General features: G+C 69.6%; 16 protein-coding genes and 1 pseudogene. 8 read left to right on the plus strand and 9 right to left on the minus strand.

The genetic code is table 11. The annotated features are described in order from the left end of the window. The first annotated feature begins 147 nt into the window (after positions 1 to 147). From CCN72_RS23385 to CCN72_RS23400, 4 genes are all read left to right on the plus strand, one after another. Positions 148 to 327: a hypothetical protein gene (locus CCN72_RS23385; RefSeq protein WP_085565918.1), complete on the plus strand. Its 180-nt coding sequence runs from the start codon at positions 148 to 150 to the stop codon at positions 325 to 327. A gap of 159 nt (positions 328 to 486) precedes the next feature. Next, entirely contained in the window at positions 487 to 906 is a 420-nt protein-coding gene (locus CCN72_RS23390; protein WP_037660328.1) for a BlaI/MecI/CopY family transcriptional regulator, read from the plus strand. 9 nt (positions 907 to 915) lie between these two features. Next, positions 916 to 1449, plus strand: a complete 534-nt coding sequence (locus CCN72_RS23395; RefSeq protein WP_037660327.1) for an amino-acid N-acetyltransferase — start codon at positions 916 to 918, stop codon at positions 1447 to 1449. A gap of 214 nt (positions 1450 to 1663) precedes the next feature. Further along, positions 1664 to 1999, plus strand: coding sequence for a histone-like nucleoid-structuring protein Lsr2 (locus CCN72_RS23400; protein WP_037660325.1), 336 nt, complete (start codon positions 1664 to 1666; stop codon positions 1997 to 1999). Positions 2000 to 2042: 43 nt separating this feature from the next. On the opposite strand, the gene CCN72_RS23405 is transcribed toward CCN72_RS23400, so the two are convergent. Then, positions 2043 to 2663, minus strand: coding sequence for an SCO3374 family protein (locus CCN72_RS23405; protein ID WP_208638072.1), 621 nt, complete (start codon positions 2661 to 2663; stop codon positions 2043 to 2045). 430 nt (positions 2664 to 3093) lie between these two features. Between CCN72_RS23405 and CCN72_RS23415 the strand changes: the two genes are divergently transcribed. Further along, positions 3094 to 5616, plus strand: a complete 2523-nt coding sequence (locus tag CCN72_RS23415; protein WP_086809310.1) for an ATP-dependent Clp protease ATP-binding subunit — start codon at positions 3094 to 3096, stop codon at positions 5614 to 5616. A 51-nt stretch (positions 5617 to 5667) separates the two neighbouring features. On the opposite strand, the gene CCN72_RS23420 is transcribed toward CCN72_RS23415, so the two are convergent. Both CCN72_RS23420 and CCN72_RS23425 read right to left on the minus strand, forming a co-directional pair. Continuing rightward, a complete protein-coding gene (locus tag CCN72_RS23420) occupies positions 5668 to 8706 on the minus strand; it encodes an NACHT domain-containing protein (RefSeq protein ID WP_086809312.1) in 3039 nt (1012 codons plus the stop codon). A gap of 56 nt (positions 8707 to 8762) precedes the next feature. After that, positions 8763 to 9395 (minus strand): HAD family acid phosphatase, encoded by a 633-nt coding sequence (locus tag CCN72_RS23425; RefSeq protein ID WP_086809314.1) that lies wholly within the window; start codon positions 9393 to 9395, stop codon positions 8763 to 8765. Positions 9396 to 9852: 457 nt separating this feature from the next. Here CCN72_RS23425 and CCN72_RS23430 point away from each other — a divergent pair, with 457 nt between their 5' ends. Next, entirely contained in the window at positions 9853 to 10401 is a 549-nt protein-coding gene (locus tag CCN72_RS23430) for a M23 family metallopeptidase (RefSeq protein WP_086809316.1), read from the plus strand. A gap of 72 nt (positions 10402 to 10473) precedes the next feature. On the opposite strand, the gene CCN72_RS23435 is transcribed toward CCN72_RS23430, so the two are convergent. Continuing rightward, on the minus strand, positions 10474 to 11079 hold the full coding sequence (locus tag CCN72_RS23435; protein WP_086809318.1) for a TetR/AcrR family transcriptional regulator: 606 nt from the start codon (positions 11077 to 11079) through the stop codon (positions 10474 to 10476). Positions 11080 to 11203: 124 nt separating this feature from the next. On the opposite strand from CCN72_RS23435, the gene CCN72_RS23440 reads away from it, so the two are divergent. Continuing rightward, positions 11204 to 12766 (plus strand): MDR family MFS transporter, encoded by a 1563-nt coding sequence (locus CCN72_RS23440; RefSeq protein WP_086809320.1) that lies wholly within the window; start codon positions 11204 to 11206, stop codon positions 12764 to 12766. Between the two features lie 199 nt (positions 12767 to 12965). Here the strand turns inward: CCN72_RS23440 and cseC are convergent, their stop codons facing one another. From cseC to CCN72_RS23465, 5 genes are all read right to left on the minus strand, one after another. Further along, a complete protein-coding gene (gene cseC, locus CCN72_RS23445; protein WP_244174411.1) occupies positions 12966 to 14291 on the minus strand; it encodes a two-component system sensor histidine kinase CseC in 1326 nt (441 codons plus the stop codon). Positions 14292 to 14334: 43 nt separating this feature from the next. Further along, positions 14335 to 15039 carry a two-component system response regulator CseB gene (cseB, locus tag CCN72_RS23450; protein WP_085565926.1) on the minus strand — a complete coding sequence of 235 codons (705 nt, stop codon included), beginning with the start codon at positions 15037 to 15039 and terminating at the stop codon, positions 14335 to 14337. Between the two features lie 52 nt (positions 15040 to 15091). Next, positions 15092 to 15757 (minus strand): hypothetical protein, encoded by a 666-nt coding sequence (locus CCN72_RS23455; RefSeq protein WP_202452349.1) that lies wholly within the window; start codon positions 15755 to 15757, stop codon positions 15092 to 15094. Continuing rightward, positions 15745 to 16284 (minus strand): SigE family RNA polymerase sigma factor, encoded by a 540-nt coding sequence (locus CCN72_RS23460; RefSeq protein ID WP_086809325.1) that lies wholly within the window; start codon positions 16282 to 16284, stop codon positions 15745 to 15747. The genes CCN72_RS23455 and CCN72_RS23460 overlap by 13 nt, the downstream gene beginning before the upstream one ends. Positions 16285 to 16565: 281 nt before the next feature. Then, a complete protein-coding gene (locus CCN72_RS23465) occupies positions 16566 to 17441 on the minus strand; it encodes an HhH-GPD family protein (RefSeq protein WP_086809327.1) in 876 nt (291 codons plus the stop codon). A gap of 179 nt (positions 17442 to 17620) precedes the next feature. Between CCN72_RS23465 and CCN72_RS23470 the strand changes: the two are divergent. Further along, a pseudogene (locus tag CCN72_RS23470) lies at positions 17621 to 17852 on the plus strand (hypothetical protein); the annotation flags it as partial.

A 17852-nucleotide genomic window follows, 5' to 3' on the forward strand; every position in this document is an offset into this window, starting at 1 on the left:
GGGACTTCCCCGCACGGGCCCTTTCGGGGCGGGCCCGTGCGGGGTCGGCGACGGCCGGGTCCCGGTCGGCGTCCCGAAGGCCGACACCCCCTCGGGCTATACCCACCCCGCCCGATTCGCCCGGTAGGGCATGGCTACTCTGGTCGTATGGACTATGTCTCCGCGCTTGTGCCCCCGATCGTCATGGCCGTGTTCTTCATCGGTGTGGTCCGGGTGATCGTGAAGACCCAGGGTGGGGCGGCCAAGGCCAAGGAGGACGCGGCTGTCGACGCCGCGATCGCGCGGGCGGAGGCGGTGCGCGGCGGCTCCGCCGCGACCGACGTCTGAGCCGGGCCCGTAGAGCCGTCACCGGCTTCCGGTTTCTCTTCATACGCCCTTTTTGTCCGGATTCACAAGGTTCCGCCACGTCCGGCACGCCATTGTCCTGATCTCCCACTATTGTTCTGAGTTGTGCCTCGCCCCTTGGGAGAACTCGAAGACGCGGTCATGACGCGGGTGTGGAAGTGGAACCGCCCGGTGACCGTTCGAGAAGTCCTGGAAGACCTCCAGCAGGAACGCACCATCGCGTACACCACCGTGATGACGGTTTTGGACAATCTCCATCAGAAGGGCTGGGTCCGCCGCGAGGCGGAAGGCCGGGCCTATCGATATGAGGCCGTCTCCACCCGCGCCGCCTACGCCGCCGCTCTCATGAACGACGCCTGGTCGCAGAGCGACAACCCCGCCGCCGCACTCGTCGCGTTCTTCGGGATGATGAGCGAGGAACAGCGCCAGGCCCTTCAGGACGCCGTACGCATCGTCCAGGGACCGGAAACCCGGCAAGCCCCCGAAGCCGCGGAACCGCGACCCGCACAAGCGGAGCAACAGGAGAACCCCGGCTCGGCGGAGGACGCCGGCGGGCGATAGCGTCCGCTCATGTCCGCAGAGCGTCCCGAAGTCTCCGCAAAAGCCATCACGGTCCGCCGGGCCAGGACCGGCGATGTGCCGGCCGTGCGCGACCTCCTCGACGCCTACGTCCAGGGCCGCATCCTGCTCGACAAAGCCACGGTCACGCTTTACGAGGACATCCAGGAGTTCTGGGTCGCGGAACGGGACGACAACGCCGAGGTCGTCGGCTGCGGCGCACTGCACGTCATGTGGGAGGACCTCGCGGAAGTCCGCACTCTCGCGGTGAAGCCCGGCCTCAAGGGAGCGGGCGTCGGCCATCAGTTGCTGGAGAAGTTGCTGCACACAGCACGTTGGCTCGGTGTTCGCCGGGTTTTTTGCCTGACCTTCGAAGTCGACTTCTTCGGGAAGCACGGCTTCGTCGAGATCGGTGAGACACCGGTTGACACCGATGTCTACGCGGAGCTCCTGCGTTCCTATGACGAGGGCGTCGCGGAGTTCCTCGGACTCGAACGAGTGAAACCGAACACCCTGGGCAACAGCCGGATGCTTCTGCATCTGTGATCGTCTTTGCCCGGTGACTATGCACGGTGCCCTATGTCCGAAACGCGTATCTTTCCGGCCCGTGAGCTCTCCTCAGCCCTCTCCCAGGGGTTTGTGTTTTTCCCGCAAAAGCGGTTTGCTTTCCGACGTAGTGCAGTACTGCATATAACAGGGGCGGCGAAACGGGCGGACGCGCGCACCCTGACCCTCAACGTTATCGATGAAAGGAAATCCGGTGGCACAGAAGGTTCAGGTCCTTCTTGTCGACGACCTCGACGGCGGCGAGGCGGACGAGACGGTGACGTTCGCGCTGGACGGCAAGACGTACGAGATCGATCTCACGACCGCCAATGCGGACAAGCTGCGCGGCCTTCTCGACCCTTATGTCAAGGGTGGTCGTCGTACCGGTGGCCGTGCCTCCGGTGGACGTGGAAAGGCGCGCGCCGCCTCCAGCGGCAACCAGGACACCGCGGCGATCCGCGCCTGGGCCAAGGAGAACGGCCTGGAGGTCAACGACCGCGGCCGCGTCCCCGCCTCCATCCGCGAGGCGTACGAGAAGGCCAACGGCTGATCAGCCGAATCGGTCGAATTTCGGTACGACAATCAGTACGGCACTACGGCGAGACCGGCACCCCGCCGCATTCCCGCCGCAGCCGGACCCGGTGACACCACAACGCCACCGTGTCCACCAGCCGTACGAGATCTGGGGCGCTCCCCTCGCGTCCCATGCCCGGCATCACGGGCAGCGAGGCATCGGCCTCGTGTCCCGGCCCAGGGGGCCGCAGCCACACGGCGGCCCCCTTCAGGCTCCCGGACGGCGGCGGCCCCCCGGGCGGCAGCGGCGCCTCCATGACGCCCCCCGCCCCCAGGACCCGCAGATCGAGCGCCACCGCGCTCCACTCCAGCCAGTCCAGCAGCCCCGGCACCTCCTCCGCGCCGCCCGCGGCCACCAGCAGCCGCATCCGGTCGCCCCGCAGGGCCACCGGCGAACCCGGCGCGAGATGCCGCAGCGCCCGCGCGCCCGCCTCGGCCGGCACGTCCAGGACGTCGAAGCGCAGCCCGGTCGGCAGCCCCGGCGGAGAGCCGGGCACGGTCGGCCAGCCCAGCTCGTCCTCGTACCAGCGCCGCACCTCGCACGGCCGGGCCGATCCGCGCCCGCGCGCGCCGGGCGCCCCCGGTTCGACGGGGCGGCGCGGAAGGGGGACCGTGGAGGTCGTGGAGACCGTGCCAGTCATGCCGGGTGCAACCGGTGGGACAGGCGGCAAGTTACGCTGAGTGTCCAACCGATCGCACGGTGTGCCGGAAAGGGAAGCGTCCGGTGGTGGGGGGAGCCGCAAGGTTGTTCGCCCATAGCGGAGGGAACCGGTGCGCTCGGCATGGAGTGTCAGTCCCTGCGGGTAAGACATGCCTAGTGGGAGGGGGCGACGTGCGGGCGCGGCGGTCTCCCGTTCGCCATCGGCGTAGTGGCGAGTGGGGTAACTGCCTGGCCTGCGGGAACATCGTCTCGCACCATCGGGTTGGAGCAGATGTCGGCGTTCGGGGTCAGGAGGCCAAGGACGGTGTCGGCAGTTGGAATGAGCGGTCCCCGCTTGCGGGACTAAGCTGCGGAAGGACAGGGAGGGGAAGTTCCCCCCACTGCCTGACCGCTCTGAGGAGCGATTAACGATGTTCGAGAGGTTCACCGACCGCGCGCGGCGGGTTGTCGTCCTGGCTCAGGAAGAAGCCCGGATGCTCAACCACAACTACATCGGCACCGAGCACATCCTCCTGGGTCTCATCCACGAGGGCGAAGGTGTCGCCGCTAAGGCCCTGGAGAGCCTCGGCATTTCGCTTGAGGCGGTCCGCCAGCAGGTGGAGGAGATCATCGGTCAGGGCCAGCAGGCCCCGTCCGGGCACATCCCCTTCACTCCTCGTGCCAAGAAGGTCCTGGAGCTGTCGCTCCGCGAGGCCCTTCAGCTGGGCCACAACTACATCGGCACGGAGCACATCCTGCTCGGCTTGATCCGTGAGGGCGAGGGCGTCGCCGCCCAGGTCCTGGTCAAGCTGGGTGCCGACCTCAACCGGGTGCGGCAGCAGGTCATCCAGCTGCTCTCCGGTTACCAGGGCAAGGAGACCGCCACCGCCGGCGGCCCGGCCGAGGGCACCCCCTCGACCTCCCTGGTCCTGGACCAGTTCGGCCGGAACCTCACCCAGGCCGCCCGTGAATCCAAGCTCGACCCGGTCATCGGGCGCGAGAAGGAGATCGAGCGGGTCATGCAGGTGCTGTCCCGCCGTACCAAGAACAACCCGGTGCTGATCGGTGAGCCCGGCGTCGGCAAGACCGCCGTCGTGGAGGGCCTCGCCCAGGCCATCGTCAAGGGCGAGGTGCCCGAGACGCTGAAGGACAAGCACCTCTACACGCTGGACCTCGGCGCCCTGGTCGCCGGCTCCCGCTACCGCGGTGACTTCGAGGAGCGCCTGAAGAAGGTCCTCAAGGAGATCCGCACCCGCGGCGACATCATCCTGTTCATCGACGAGCTGCACACGCTGGTCGGTGCGGGTGCCGCCGAGGGCGCCATCGACGCGGCCTCCATCCTCAAGCCGATGCTGGCCCGCGGTGAACTCCAGACCATCGGTGCGACCACGCTGGACGAGTACCGCAAGCACCTGGAGAAGGACGCGGCCCTGGAGCGCCGCTTCCAGCCCATCCAGGTCGCCGAGCCGTCCCTGCCGCACACCATCGAGATCCTCAAGGGCCTGCGCGACCGGTACGAGGCGCATCACCGCGTCTCCATCACCGACGAGGCGCTGGTCCAGGCCGCCACCCTGGCCGACCGCTACATCTCGGACCGCTTCCTGCCGGACAAGGCCATCGACCTGATCGACGAGGCCGGCTCCCGGATGCGCATCCGCCGGATGACCGCGCCGCCGGACCTCCGTGAGTTCGACGAGAAGATCGCCGGTGTCCGCCGGGACAAGGAGTCCGCGATCGACTCGCAGGACTTCGAGAAGGCCGCCTCGCTGCGCGACAAGGAGAAGCAGCTCCTGGCCGCCAAGGCCAAGCGCGAGAAGGAGTGGAAGGCCGGCGACATGGACGTCGTCGCCGAGGTCGACGGCGAGCTGATCGCCGAGGTCCTCGCCACGGCCACCGGCATCCCGGTCTTCAAGCTGACCGAGGAGGAGTCCTCCCGTCTGCTGCGCATGGAGGACGAGCTCCACAAGCGGGTCATCGGCCAGGTCGACGCCGTCAAGGCGCTGTCGAAGGCGATCCGCCGTACGCGTGCCGGTCTGAAGGACCCGAAGCGCCCCGGTGGCTCGTTCATCTTCGCCGGCCCGTCCGGTGTCGGTAAGACCGAGCTGTCCAAGGCGCTCGCCGAGTTCCTCTTCGGCGACGAGGACGCGCTGATCTCCCTCGACATGTCGGAGTTCAGCGAGAAGCACACGGTCTCGCGGCTCTTCGGTTCGCCCCCCGGCTACGTGGGCTACGAAGAGGGCGGCCAGCTGACCGAGAAGGTCCGCCGCAAGCCGTTCTCCGTCGTCCTGTTCGACGAGGTCGAGAAGGCCCACCCGGACATCTTCAACTCGCTGCTCCAGATCCTGGAGGACGGTCGCCTGACCGACTCCCAGGGCCGGGTCGTGGACTTCAAGAACACGGTCATCATCATGACGACCAACCTCGGCACCCGGGACATCTCCAAGGGCTTCAACCTGGGCTTCGCGGCCTCGGGTGACACGAAGACCAACTACGAGCGCATGAAGAACAAGGTCCAGGACGAGCTCAAGCAGCACTTCCGGCCCGAGTTCCTCAACCGCGTCGACGACGTGGTCGTCTTCCCGCAGCTGACGCAGGAGGACATCCTGCGGATCGTCGACCTGATGATCGGCAAGGTGGACGAGCGCCTGAAGGACCGGGACATGGGCATCGAGCTGTCCCAGTCCGCCAAGGAGCTGCTGTCCAAGAAGGGTTACGACCCCGTGCTGGGTGCCCGGCCGCTGCGCCGCACCATCCAGCGCGAGATCGAGGACAGCCTCTCCGAGAAGATCCTCTTCGGCGAGCTGCGCCCCGGCCACATCGTGGTCGTGGACACGGAGGGCGAGGGCGACAACGTGACCTTCACCTTCCGCGGCGAGGAGAAGTCGGCCCTGCCGGACGCCCCGCCGATCGAGCAGGCAGCGGGTGGCGGGCCGAACCTGAGCAAGGACGCGTAAGCCTGCGGCGCTTCAACGGAAGGGGCCGGTGCTTTTGGGCACCGGCCCCTTTCAGTTTTCTTCTACGGTGAGTCGGGCGTTGGGGAAGAGTTCTTGGCAGCGGGACGCCGAGAGGAAATGGCCGGGCCGGCTCGACAGGGTCACCGAGCGCAGACCCGTCAGCCGGGACACCAAGGGGGAGAAGTCCTCGTCGCCGGCCAGCATCCGGACCTCAAGTGCTTCGACGCCGGGGAGCTCCGGCATACGGGTGAGAGAGCGAGAGTATTCCCGGACGATCCTGCCGTTCAGATGGAGGTCCGTCAGGACGGGGAGTTCCGCGACTTCGTGCCAGTCGCCGACCGTCGGTTCCGCGGTGAGCGGTCCGAGACTCAATGTGCGCAGCCCCCTCCAGTGGCTCAGCCCGCGTAATCCCGTGCTGTCGGTACTGGACCTGCCGAGGGCCAGGTATTCCAGCGGTGCGTCGACCGGCAGCGCTTCGGTGAGGTCCCAGCCCGGAAGTCGCTGGCTCACGGCGGCCGTGGTGAGGGACCGCAGAGACCGAAGTCCCGAGATATCGGCGATGGGGGAGCAGCTGAGCACGGTGAGCGGCAGAACGGAAAGCCGCTCCAGGCCGTGTGCGGCCGGGCAGCCGTCCAGCCACAGTCCGCGCAGCTCGCCGAATGGAAGAAGAGCCCCTAAATCGGTGAGGTCGGAGATGTCCGACAGGATGAGGGACATCGTCGTCTCCGGCATTCCCGCGTCCAGGAAGTCCTCGACCCGCCGCGCGCCCTGGAGACGCAGCCACGGCCAGGGGCGCATCCGGGCCAGCGTCGCGCACTGTTCGGCGGATGCGCAGGTCAGACGGAGCGCATTGCGGTCCAGGTGATCCAGCACCTCGGTCGCGTACTCCTCGGTGTGGAACCGCCCCCAGGTCCCCGCCAGCTGCTGTCGTACATCCAGATCGGCGTGGTCCCGGAACCGCCGCAGCACCCCGAGTGCCCCTTCGGGCTCCAGCTCGCCGAGAAGCGACGCGGTGACCGTCACGGCCCGCGCCTCTTCGTCCGTCAGCCCCTCCGGGCCGGGCAGCAGCTCCAGTACCAGTGGGCCGGCCTCCGCCAGCGCCTTCGCCCCCTTCGTCGTCCGCGGTGGGATCAGCGCTCCCGCGCGGTCCTCCACCTCGCTGCGCACGTCCGCCTTCAACGCCGCCACATGCTCCAGACAAGCCAGCGCCAGCAAGGTCAGCCGGGGGGTCCTCCGCTCCAGCAACTGCTCCAGCAGCCAGGCCCGTTCATGGGACCGGGCATGCGCCACGGCCATCCGGACGACGTCCTCCCACTGCGTGTCGTCGGCGTTCTTCAGCAGGACGTCCAGATGCCCCTCCTCCACCGCGTAACGGGCCCCCAGATAGTCCTGGAACGTGCGGTGGACGAAGTCCACGACCCCCGCGGCGGGCTGGCGTAACAAGCCGCTCCGCAGCAGCAGCTCCCGCAGTACGGCGGACGCGTCACTCCCCGCCGAGGCCACCACCGGCAGACACCGCCCGACGATCACCTCGGCCCCGTCGGTGCCCATCTCCGTCCGGCCGCTGAGCACCAGCGCGTACGCGAGTCGCTGGAGCAGCTCCAGCTGGACCTCCTCGCCCAGGTCGACGCCCATGCCCCGCTCCCGGTCGCGGCGCGCGAGCAGCATCGTGAGGGCGGCGTCGTACAACTCCTTGCGGCCGGTGGGGAGATAGCCCCGGCGTTCGCGGTGCAGGGCGCAGATCAGGCCGCACATCAGGGGGTTGGTGGTGAGCCGGGCCAAGTCGCGCTTCGTGCGCAGGGAGTCCAGCAGCGGGGCCTCGAACTCCGGTGCCCGGGCGGCCTCGTGCCAGCGGTGCACGAAGGTGGCCACCTCCGAGCGCCGCATCGGGGCGAGGGTCAGTTCCCGGAAGCCCTCCTGGGCCAGCCAGTCGGGGCGTACGGCGGTCGGGCGGGAGGTCAGCAGCCAGTGGTTGCCGGGGTGGGCGGTGAGGAGCGAGCGCAGCCAGTCCCGGGTGCGATGGCGGTCGGCGGCCGGGATCTCGTCCAGGCCGTCCACCAGGATGAGGCCCCGGCCCGCCGCGAGGACCCGCTCGGTCCAGCCCTCCGGCGGGGTCAGCGGGCAGCTCACGGCCGTCAGGAAGCCGTCCGGGGCGGGCAGCGACCCGGTGCGGGTCAGGGTGCGCAGGGGGAGGACGTAGGGGACGCGGCCGCCCTCGCGGGCCGCGGTGACCGCGAGCCACTGCACCAGCGTCGTCTTGCCGGAGCCGGCGTCGCCGCGCAGCAGCACCCGGGAGTCGGCCAGCAGCGCCTCCTCGGCCCGCAGCCGGCCGGTGCCGGTCACCGGGCGCTCACCGGGGACCGGATCGGGCGGCGCGTCCTCGACGGCGGTCGCCTCCAGGCTCAGATAGGCGACTTCGAGGGGCCAGCGGTCGGGGGACTCGCGCAGGTCGATGCCGTAGATGGTGATGTGGTTGTGGTGCTCGGCGACGTACGGCAGATAGCGGCGCTCGAAGGCGGTGTCGCGGGCGTCGGGGCGCGGCACGCGGACGATCAACTCGTCCACCTTGGCGATCAGTTCGGCCTGCGCCCGGCTCTGCTCCACGAGTGTGCGGGCGACGAAGGAGGACCGCCGGGTGAAGAACTCCAGGATCTGGAGGCAGCACCACTGCGTCGCCGAGTCCAGGAAGTGGCAGGCGTCCGCGGAGAGGCCGTCGGGGGCACCCGCGCAGCGGAGCAGCTCGCGGGCCAGTTCCCGGTGGCCGAGCCGTACGGCCTGGACGTCGTCCATCTCCAGGTCGCCCAGGGCCAGCAGCCTGCGGGCGAGCGCGCCGACGACGGCGAACTGTTCCTCGGCGGGAAACGGCGCGGCCCCCGGCGAGTCCACCGCTTCCGCCACGATCCGCTCGGCGAGCCTGCGGACGTCCTTCTCGCCGAGCGTCCGCTTCTCGCCCCGGAAGGAGACCAGCGCCGACAGCCGTACCGGCCTGTCCACCAGGCCCGCTCCGGGGCCGTCCGCCGCGAGCAGCTTGCGCACCAGCGGGCCGATCGCGGCGGACGCGAGTCTGCCGCCCAGTACCGTCGGCTCCATCCGCCACCCCCGTGGTCGCAGGACCGTCAGAAGTCTACGGACGGAGCCTAACTGCCCTAGGAGAGCTGGCCGTTGTAGTCCGGCAGCTTGAACGTGCGGTCGGCGTGGCCGCCGGACAGGTCGGTGGCGCTGTTGCCGATGTTGGCGATGATGTCGTAGCCCTTGTTCTCGATGTCGACGCGCTGGGCCGTCTTGTAGTCCGCGACGTTCTTGAACAGGTCGAACAGGCCGCGCACGTAGATGCCGGAGACCTGGTAGCCGTCGTACTCCAGGTTCCACTTGGTGGGCGCCTCGATGATGCCCGGGCGGGCGGTCACGAAGAAGAGCGCGACGCCGTGGTCCTGGGCGTACCGGGCGACGTCGAACACCGGCTTGTTGGCCTTCTGGGGGAGCGTGAAGCCCAGGTCGGTGTCCAGCGTGGTGTTGTCGATGTCGAAGACGATGGCCTGCTTCTCGCCCGGCTTCGCGGCGGCGATGCGCTGCTCCAGGTACGGCAGGGTCTGGTCCATGACCGTCTGGCAGTCGTTCTGCCAGGTGGCGAAGTCGACCTTGCCGGTCGTGGCGCTCGCCGCCGCGGTGGTGGCCGGGGCCGCGGTGGCGTCCGCAGCCTGGGCCGGGGCGGCCACGGCGGCCAGGGCGGCCACGGAGACGGCGGTCACGGTGAGGCGGCGCGCCAGGGGGCTGGTCATCGGTGGGGGTTCCTCTCACGTCACGTACGCGGTGCCGGATGGCAGGTGCATGATCTGTGGTGCGGATGGCGTGAGGGGAACCGTAGGGTTACCGAACGGTAGGTGGATAGGGGCCTGCGTCACATTCATGGCCCGGCCGATGCGCGAAGCCGGTGACATGCCGCACAGGCGATTTATCCCTTACTAGCCCCGATAGTGGGATCCATCGGGCGAGTAAAGGGCGGGCAAAAGGCTCGTAGATCCTCGGTTTCCGACGGAAACGGGCAGTTCATGACGGGGGATGCCGGGTAGGCGCGGGGGCTGTCAAGGAGATGGGTAGTTTTCGACTCATCTACTACCGGGCGCCGTAGATGCACCGCTTTCGCCCGGCCGGGGCGATCGGTTACCAAGGGATGGCCGCCGCGGCGAACGCCTGTCCGCCGGGCGGCTGATCTGTCCCCGAGTTCACGAGGTCTCGATGTTCAAGCGCTTCACGTCCCGTGTCACCCGTACGTCCTCGCTCCGTACCCGCGCCGCCTTCCTGGCCGCCGGTGTCGCTGTCCCGGTCGTGCTGGGCGCCGGAGTCGCGAGCGCCGCTCCGTCGGCGGCCTCCTGGGTCGACCCGGTGAAGAAGTACTCGCTCTCCGCGGGCTTCAACCAGTCCGGCGCCCACTGGGTCGCCAAGCACAGCGGCCAGGACTTCGCGGTGTCCACCGGTACCGAGGTCTTCTCCGTGCACGGCGGCACCGTCGTCAAGGCCGGCCCCAACGGCGCCGGTGACGGTCCCGCGTACGGCAATGCCATCGTGATCAAGCACGAGAACGGCGTCTACTCGCAGTACGCGCACCTGTCCCGCGTCGACGTCAAGATCGGCCAGAAGGTGAAGACCGGCCAGCACATCGCCCTGTCCGGCTCCACCGGCAACTCCACGGGTCCCCACCTGCACTTCGAGATCCGTACCACCCCGAACTACGGCTCCGCCCTCAACCCGGTGCCCTTCCTGAAGAGCAAGGGCGTCCGCGTCTGAGCCGAGCGGGCCGTATGAGCCGCTGAGCGAGCCGTCCGAGCCGCCCGGGTCGAGTGAGTCGACGCGGGCGGCTCAGTCGTCGGTGCCGGCGTGGGCGTGCTCGTGGGCCTGGGTGACCAGGTCCAGGGCGACCTCCAGCACGGCCTGGCGGCGCTTGTCCACATCGCCCACCAGGTCCTGCATCACGAACATCCCGGCGTGCAGGGTGAACATCGCGCTGAGCGAGCGCACCTGGTCGACCAGCTCGGCGTCCGGGTCCATCAGTATGTCCCGCAGGCCGTGCATGCGTTCCTTGAAGGTCTCGCCGATGCGCAGCTCCCGCACGGTCGCCTGGTTCTCCTGCATGAAGCGGAAGAGCGGCTCCGCGTTGAAGAGCGCCTCGCTGTAGCGCCGCAGGATCTCCTGCTTCGTCTCCAGGGTGTGCGGCTGGCCGCGTCCCCACTCGATCAGGTCGGCGATCGGCTGCGTCAGGTCCTCGAAGAGGCTGACGATGATCTCTTCCTTGGTCTTGAAGTGGTAGTACAGGGCCGCCTTGGTGACGTCGAGGCGCTCGGCGATCTCGCGCAGCGAGGTCTTCTCGTAGCCCTGCTCGGCGAAGAGTTCGAGCGCGACGTCCTGGATGCGCTGGCGGGTGTTGCCGCGGCGCTGCTGCTTGGTGCCGTCCATGGTGACGCCCATCCTCGTACTCCTCGCGCTCCTGCGGAAACTTACTTGACGCCCGGCTAGTTTGCCCTCTACCTTACGCAGTGTACTAACTAGCCGGGCGGCAAGTAAGTAGTCGCCGAGGGGGAGTAGGGAAGAGATGGCGGACACGGTGGAGAGCCCCCAGGAGGGCAAGAAACAACGGAGCGTGCGCGTCGTACTGCTCGCGCTCATGATCGCGATGATGCTCGCGATGCTCGACAACATGATCGTGGGCACCGCGATGCCCACCATCGTCGGCGAGCTGGGCGGCCTGGAGCACCTGTCCTGGGTGGTCACCGGCTACACCCTGGCCACCGCGGCCTCCACCCCGATCTGGGGCAAGCTCGGTGACATGTACGGGCGCAAGGGCGCCTTCCTCAGCTCGATCGTGATCTTCCTGATCGGCTCCGCGCTCAGCGGCATGGCCCAGAACATGGGTGAGCTGATCGGCTTCCGCGCCATCCAGGGCCTCGGCGCCGGCGGTCTGATGGTCGGCGTCATGGCGATCATCGGTGACCTCGTGCCCCCGCGGGAGCGGGGCAAGTACCAGGGCATGATGGCCGCCGTGATGGCGCTGGCGATGATCGGCGGTCCGCTGGTCGGCGGCACCATCACCGACAACTGGGGCTGGCGCTGGTCCTTCTACATCAACCTGCCGCTCGGCGCGGTCGCGCTGGTCCTGGTCAGCGCGGTGCTGCACCTGCCGCGCAAGCGGGCCAAGGCGGGCATCGACTACCTCGGTGTCGCGCTGCTGACCATCGGCATCACCTCGATCGTGCTGGTCACCACCTGGGGCGGCAGCGAGTACGCCTGGACGTCCGCGCGGATCATGGAGCTCATAGCCATCGGCGTGGTGGCGCTGGCCGGGTTCGTGTTCTGGCAGACGAAGGCCGCCGACCCGGTGCTGCCGCTGCACATCTTCCGCAACCGCAACTTCACCCTGATGTCCGTGATCGGCTTCATCACCGGCTTCGTGATGTTCGGCGCGACGCTGTTCCTGCCGCTGTACCAGCAGGCGGTGCAGGGTGCGTCGGCGACCAACTCCGGTCTGCTGCTGCTGCCGATGCTCGGCGCGATGCTGGTGACGTCGATGGTCGCCGGGCGGGTCACCACCAACACCGGGCGCTACAAGGTGTTCCCGATCGTCGGCGGTGTGCTGATGGTCGCGGGCCTGTACCTGCTGTCGCTGATGGACACCGGCACGAGCCGCTTCACCTCCGGCGTCTACATGGCCGTCCTCGGCCTCGGCATGGGCTGCCTGATGCAGATCACCATGCTGGTGGCGCAGAACAGCGTGGAGATGAAGGACATGGGCGTCGCGTCCTCGTCCACGACGCTGTTCCGTACGCTCGGCTCCTCGTTCGGTGTCGCCATCATGGGCGCGCTGTTCAACAACAAGGTCAAGGACGTCATGACCGAGCGGGCCGGTGCGCTCGGCAAGGGCATCACCGAGCAGTCCGCCCAGCTGGACGCCAAGAGCCTGGCGAAGCTGCCGCCGCTGGCCCGCGAGGCCTACCAGCACGCGGTCTCCGCCGGTACGCACTCCGCGTTCCTCCTGGGCGCCGTGATCGCCGTCCTGGTGCTCGTGGGCGCGCTCTTCGTCAAGGAGGTCCCGCTGCGGGGTGGCCCGCAGGCGGCTCAGCCGGAGGAGCAGGTCGCTCCGCTGGTCGAGGCGGTCTGACCGGGCCCCGGTACGACGAAGGCCCCCGGCGGGTGTCCGCCCCGGGGGCCTTCGTCATGTTCGGGGGGTTCTTGGCGGGCTTCCGGTACGTCGTCGACCGCCGGCCGTCATGGGCTGGTCGCGCAGTTCCCCGCGCCCCTTCGGGGCGCGATCCTGGGCCCCACCGCCCCGCACCCCACGATGGATCGAACCGCCCCGATCAGCCCGCTCCCCCCGACAGCGGCAGCATCGGATGGCTCCCCGTGTTCGTCGGCGCGTGCTCGGGCAGCCACAGGACCGCCACCGCGCCCTCCGCCGGGAGTTCCGGGGGGAGGCCCGCGGGGCGGATGTTGCGGAAGGTGAGGCGGGCGCCGAGCACGCGGGCCTGGCCGGCGGCGATGGTCAGGCCGAGGCCGTGGCCCTGTCCCGCGCGGTCCGTGCTGCCGGTGCGGAAACGGCTCGGGCCCTCCGCGAGGAGCGCCTCGGGGAAGCCGGGACCGTGGTCGCGGACCCGGATCACCCGGCCCTCGACGCTCACCTCGATCGGCGGCCGCCCGTGCCGCGCGGCATTGGCGAGCAGGTTGAACAGCACGCGTTCCAGACGGCGCGGGTCGGTCGTCACCTCCGACTCGTGCACGACCCGTACGACGATGTCCGGATCCTTCGCCGCCACCCGTCGCGCGACGAACTCGCCCAGCAGGATGTCCTGGAGCTCGGCCCGCTCCGAGGCGCTGTCCAGACGGGCCACCTCCAGCACGTCCTCCACCAGCGTGCGCATCGCCTTGGCCCGGTCGAGCACCAGCTCGGTGGGCCGGCCCGGCGGCAGCAGCTCGGCGGCCGTCAGCAGTCCGGTCACCGGGGTGCGCAGCTCGTGCGCGATGTCCGCGGTGACCCGCCGCTCGGCCTCCAGGCGCAGCCGCAGCGCGTCCGCCATCGCGTCCACCGCCCGCGCGAGATCGTCGGTCTCGTCCCGTACGACCCCGCCGATGGACTCCCGCACCCGTACCTCGGTCTCGCCCCGCGCGACCTGGTTCGCCGCGGCCGCGGCCTTGCGCAGCCGGCCGGACAGCTGCCCGCCGATCAGCACCCCGAGCGCGCTGCCGCCGAGGACGACCGCGATGGACCCGATGACCAGGGCCTGGTCCAGGTCCTTCATCACATCCATGGAACGGTCCGGGAAGTGGCTGTGCAGCGACAGCACATGCCCGTCCTTGGCCGGTACCGCCGCCCAGATGTCCGGCGGACCCGAGCCCCGGTCGGAGACATCGCTCGCCCGGCGCCCTGCCATCACCTTCTCGCGCAGCGCCGGCGGCATCCCCGGATCGTCGATCTTTATGTTCGGGAAGTTCGTCCTCCCGGACAACTCGTAGTTGCGCTGCGCCAGTTGGACCCGGTCATTGGCCAGGTCGCGCGCGTTGTCCAGCATCGAGACCCGGGCCGCGTTGTGCACGACCAGACTCAACGCGATCGCCACGAGACCGGCGACCAGCGCGATCGCCGCACTGAGCTTCCACCGGATCCCGGTGTGCAGGCCCACGCGCTCCATGCGCCGGACCGGATGGCGCCAAAACCCCCGCATACCGCTCCGTTCAGGCCTTCAGCTTGTAGCCGAAGCCGCGGACCGTCTCGATCCGGTCCTGGCCGATCTTCTGCCGCAGCCGCTGCACATGGACGTCGACCACGCGGGTGTCACCGCCCCAGCCGTAGTCCCACACGCGCTCCAGGAGCTTGTCGCGGGAGAGCACGGTCCCGGGCGCGGAGGAGAACTCCAGCAGCAGCCGCATCTCGGTCGGGGTGAGCGCCACCGGCCGGCCGTCCCGCAGCACCTCCATGCCGTCGGTGTCGATCCGCAGATCGCCGAAGGTCAGGGTGCCGCCCTGCATCGCGGACGCGGGCTCCTCCGGGTGCGCGGAGTGGCCGGCGTGCCCGAAGCGGCGCAGCACCGCCCGGATCCGGGCGACCAGTACGGCGCCGTCGAAGGGCTTGGTCACATAGTCGTCCGCGCCGGCTTCCAGGCCGAGGACGACGTCGATGGAGTCGGCGCGCGCCGACAGCATGATCACCGGCACCGTCGACTCGTCCCGGATCCGGCGGCACAGGCTGACCCCGTCGAGACCCGGCACCATCACATCGAGCAGGGCGATGTCGGGGCGGTTCGCGCGGAACGCCGCAAGGCCCGAGAGCCCGTCGGGCATGGCGGTGACCGCGAAGCCGTCCCGCTCCAGGGCGAGCTGTGTGGCCTCGCGGATGACGTCGTCGTCCTCGACGAACAGAACGTGGGTCTGGTCTGCCATCCCGGTTGCTCTCTGTCCTCATGAAGTGCTGGTGGTCCGGTCGAAGGGCGGTTCAGCTGTCCGGCACCGGCGTCGGGACCTGCCCGGCCGACTTGCTGTACTCGTTGCGCACGCTCTTGCCCGGCGTGAACCGTCCCGCCTTCCAGCTGTACGGCGTCACGATCTCACCGGACGGGCTGGAGATGGGATCGCCCTTCTCGTAATACTGCCTGGTCACCGACAGCCGGCCCTGATCGATCTCGGCGTAGACCGGCGATTCCTCGGTCCGGAACACGTTCTTGAAGGTGCCGGAATCGTCCCGGTACACATACGAGCCGATCCCGACCGCGTCCGCGCATGTCAGCACGTTGATCACGACGTCGTCCACCGGGGACCCGGTCAGATCGCCGTACGAGATGTCCACGGGGTACTCGTTGCCGCTGCACGGCTTCAGCTCCCGCTTGACGGCGGCGGACACCGCCGGATCCTGCTTGAGCAGCTGTACGGCGTCCACCTTCCGGTACTTGTCCGGATCGTTCGGCGAGGGCGACGGCGAGGCCACGGCACCGGCCCCGGCCACCGCCGAGGCGTGGGCCGGGCCCTCGTCCCGGGCACCCAGGCCGCCCGTGCCGCACGCACCGACGAAAAGGGCGAGGGCGGTGACCGAGGCCACCGCCGCGATCACCGCCAGCCAACTCCCACGGGCCGAGTCCGGCCCGGGCCCTGTCAGGCCGCGCAACGCTCCCGCTCCTCACGCTCCAGCGCCCGTGCGTCCAGGTCGCGGGCCTCCAGCTCCTCGCGGAGCCGGGCGAGCGCCCGGTGCAGCGTGCTCTTGACCGTACCGGCCGACATACCCAGGGCCGCGGCCGTCTCCTCGGTCGACATCTGCTCCCAGTGTCGCAGCACCACGACACTGCGCTGCTTGGGTGCGAGAACTTTCAGGATGTCCATCAGCAGGGCCCGGTCGGCGTGCTGCTCGGTGGAGTCCTCCACGCTGGCGTCCGGCAGCTGCTCGGTGGGGACCTCCTCCAGCTTGCGGGCCCGCCACCACTCGGTCCGGGTGTTGATCATGACCCGGCGCAGATAGGCGTCCGCGAGCCGCTTGTCGGCGATGCCGTCCCAGCGGCCGTACGTCCGCACCAGCGCGGTCTGGAGCAGGTCCTGCGCGTCCACGGGGTCCGGCACCAGCCGGCGCGCACTGCGCAGCAGCGCGTCCTGTCGTGTGCGGACGTACTCCTCGAATGCGAGCACCTCGCCCTGCGCCATGTTCAACCGCCTCCGTTCCCCGTGTGCTTCGGCCCCCGCCGAAGTCCCGCTGTCCTGCCGGCCCGTGGTCTGTCGGGCACGGAAATGAAGGTAGGCAGTCGTTGTCACGAGGCTGTGCGGACCAGCCTTCGGCTAGCAATCGGCTATCCGTCGGTTGTGTAACGGCCACAGGAAGGGGGTAAAGAGGGCGGTGCTTATGTCCAGTTATGGGGCCTTTGTTGTGCTCCGGTTGGGCGAGGCGGCCCGTAACAGTGGGGGCGATGCTGTGATCTGACTGTGTGTCAGGTGAGGGGCAGCCGGTACAGACCGCCGGGCAGCGGCTCCACCAGCCCGTCGGTCACCAGCGCGTCCAGCGCGCGGGCCCGCTGCACCGGTTCGTGCCACACCCGGTCCAGCCGCGCCTGCGGCACCGGGGTGTGCGCCTCCCGCAGCACGGCGAGCAGCTTGCCGCGCACCTGCCGGTCCGTACCGGCGTACGTCTGCCCGCGCCGCGGCGGTCCCTGGTGCTCCGGCTTGCCCGCCTGCCGCCAGGCGCACTGCGCGGCGATCGGGCAGCGCGCGCACCCCTCGTTCTTCGCGGTGCACACCAGCGCGCCCAGCTCCATGGAGGCGGCGGCCCAGCGCGCGGCCGTCCCCTCGTCCTCCGGCAGCAGCTCCCGGGCCAGGCGCCGCTCGGCCGCGGTCGTCGCGTTCGGCGGGTACTGCACCCCCGTCACCGCGCGCGCCAGCACCCGTCGCACATTCGTGTCCAGCACCGGGTGCCGCTGCCCGTAGGCGAACGAGGCCACGGCGGCGGCCGTGTACTCCCCGATGCCGGGCAGTGCGAGCAGCTGCGCGTGTTCCGTCGGTACGTCACCGCCGTGCCGTTCCGTTATGGCGACCGCGGCGCCGTGCAGCCGCAGCGCGCGGCGCGGATAGCCGAGCCGGCCCCAGGCGCGCACCGCCTCGCCGGGCGCCTCCTTCGCCAGGTCGGCGGGGCGCGGCCAGCGGGCCAGCCACTGCTCGTAGACGGGCAGCACCCGGTTGACCGGGGTCTGCTGAAGCATGAACTCGCTGACCATCACGCCCCACGCGCCCGCCTCCGGGCGGCGCCAGGGGAGGTCGCGGGCATGGGCGTCGAACCAGGCGATCACGGGGGCGTGGATTTTCTCGGTCATGGCCTTCCGATCCTGCCACGCCGCGCGGGGTGGCGCGGGTGACGAGGCCGTCACCCAGCGTGCCGGTAAATGAAGAACCGTGCCTGCGGGGGCAGTTACCGGGATGATGATCCGGAAAAGTTGGTGCGTGGACGGCGGGTGGGGCAAGGCCGCGCGCCGAACTCTCGTAGAGTTCGGGCGTGGGATCTCTGCGCAATCCGGTCGGGCCGCTTCCCTCCTCCATCTACTGGCGCAGGAGGGCCGTACTGCTGTCGGTGGTCGCCGTCTCGGCACTGCTGATCGCCTGGATCGTCACGACGGGAGGCGGGGGCGGCGGCGGGAAGAAGGGCACCAGCGCGTCCGGCGGCAAGAACCCCACGAACACCATCACCCCGGGACCGTCCGGCTCGGGCCCCGCGTACAGCCAACACC

The organism is Streptomyces murinus, assembly GCF_002154555.1.
GTDB classification, from domain to species: domain Bacteria; phylum Actinomycetota; class Actinomycetes; order Streptomycetales; family Streptomycetaceae; genus Streptomyces; species Streptomyces murinus.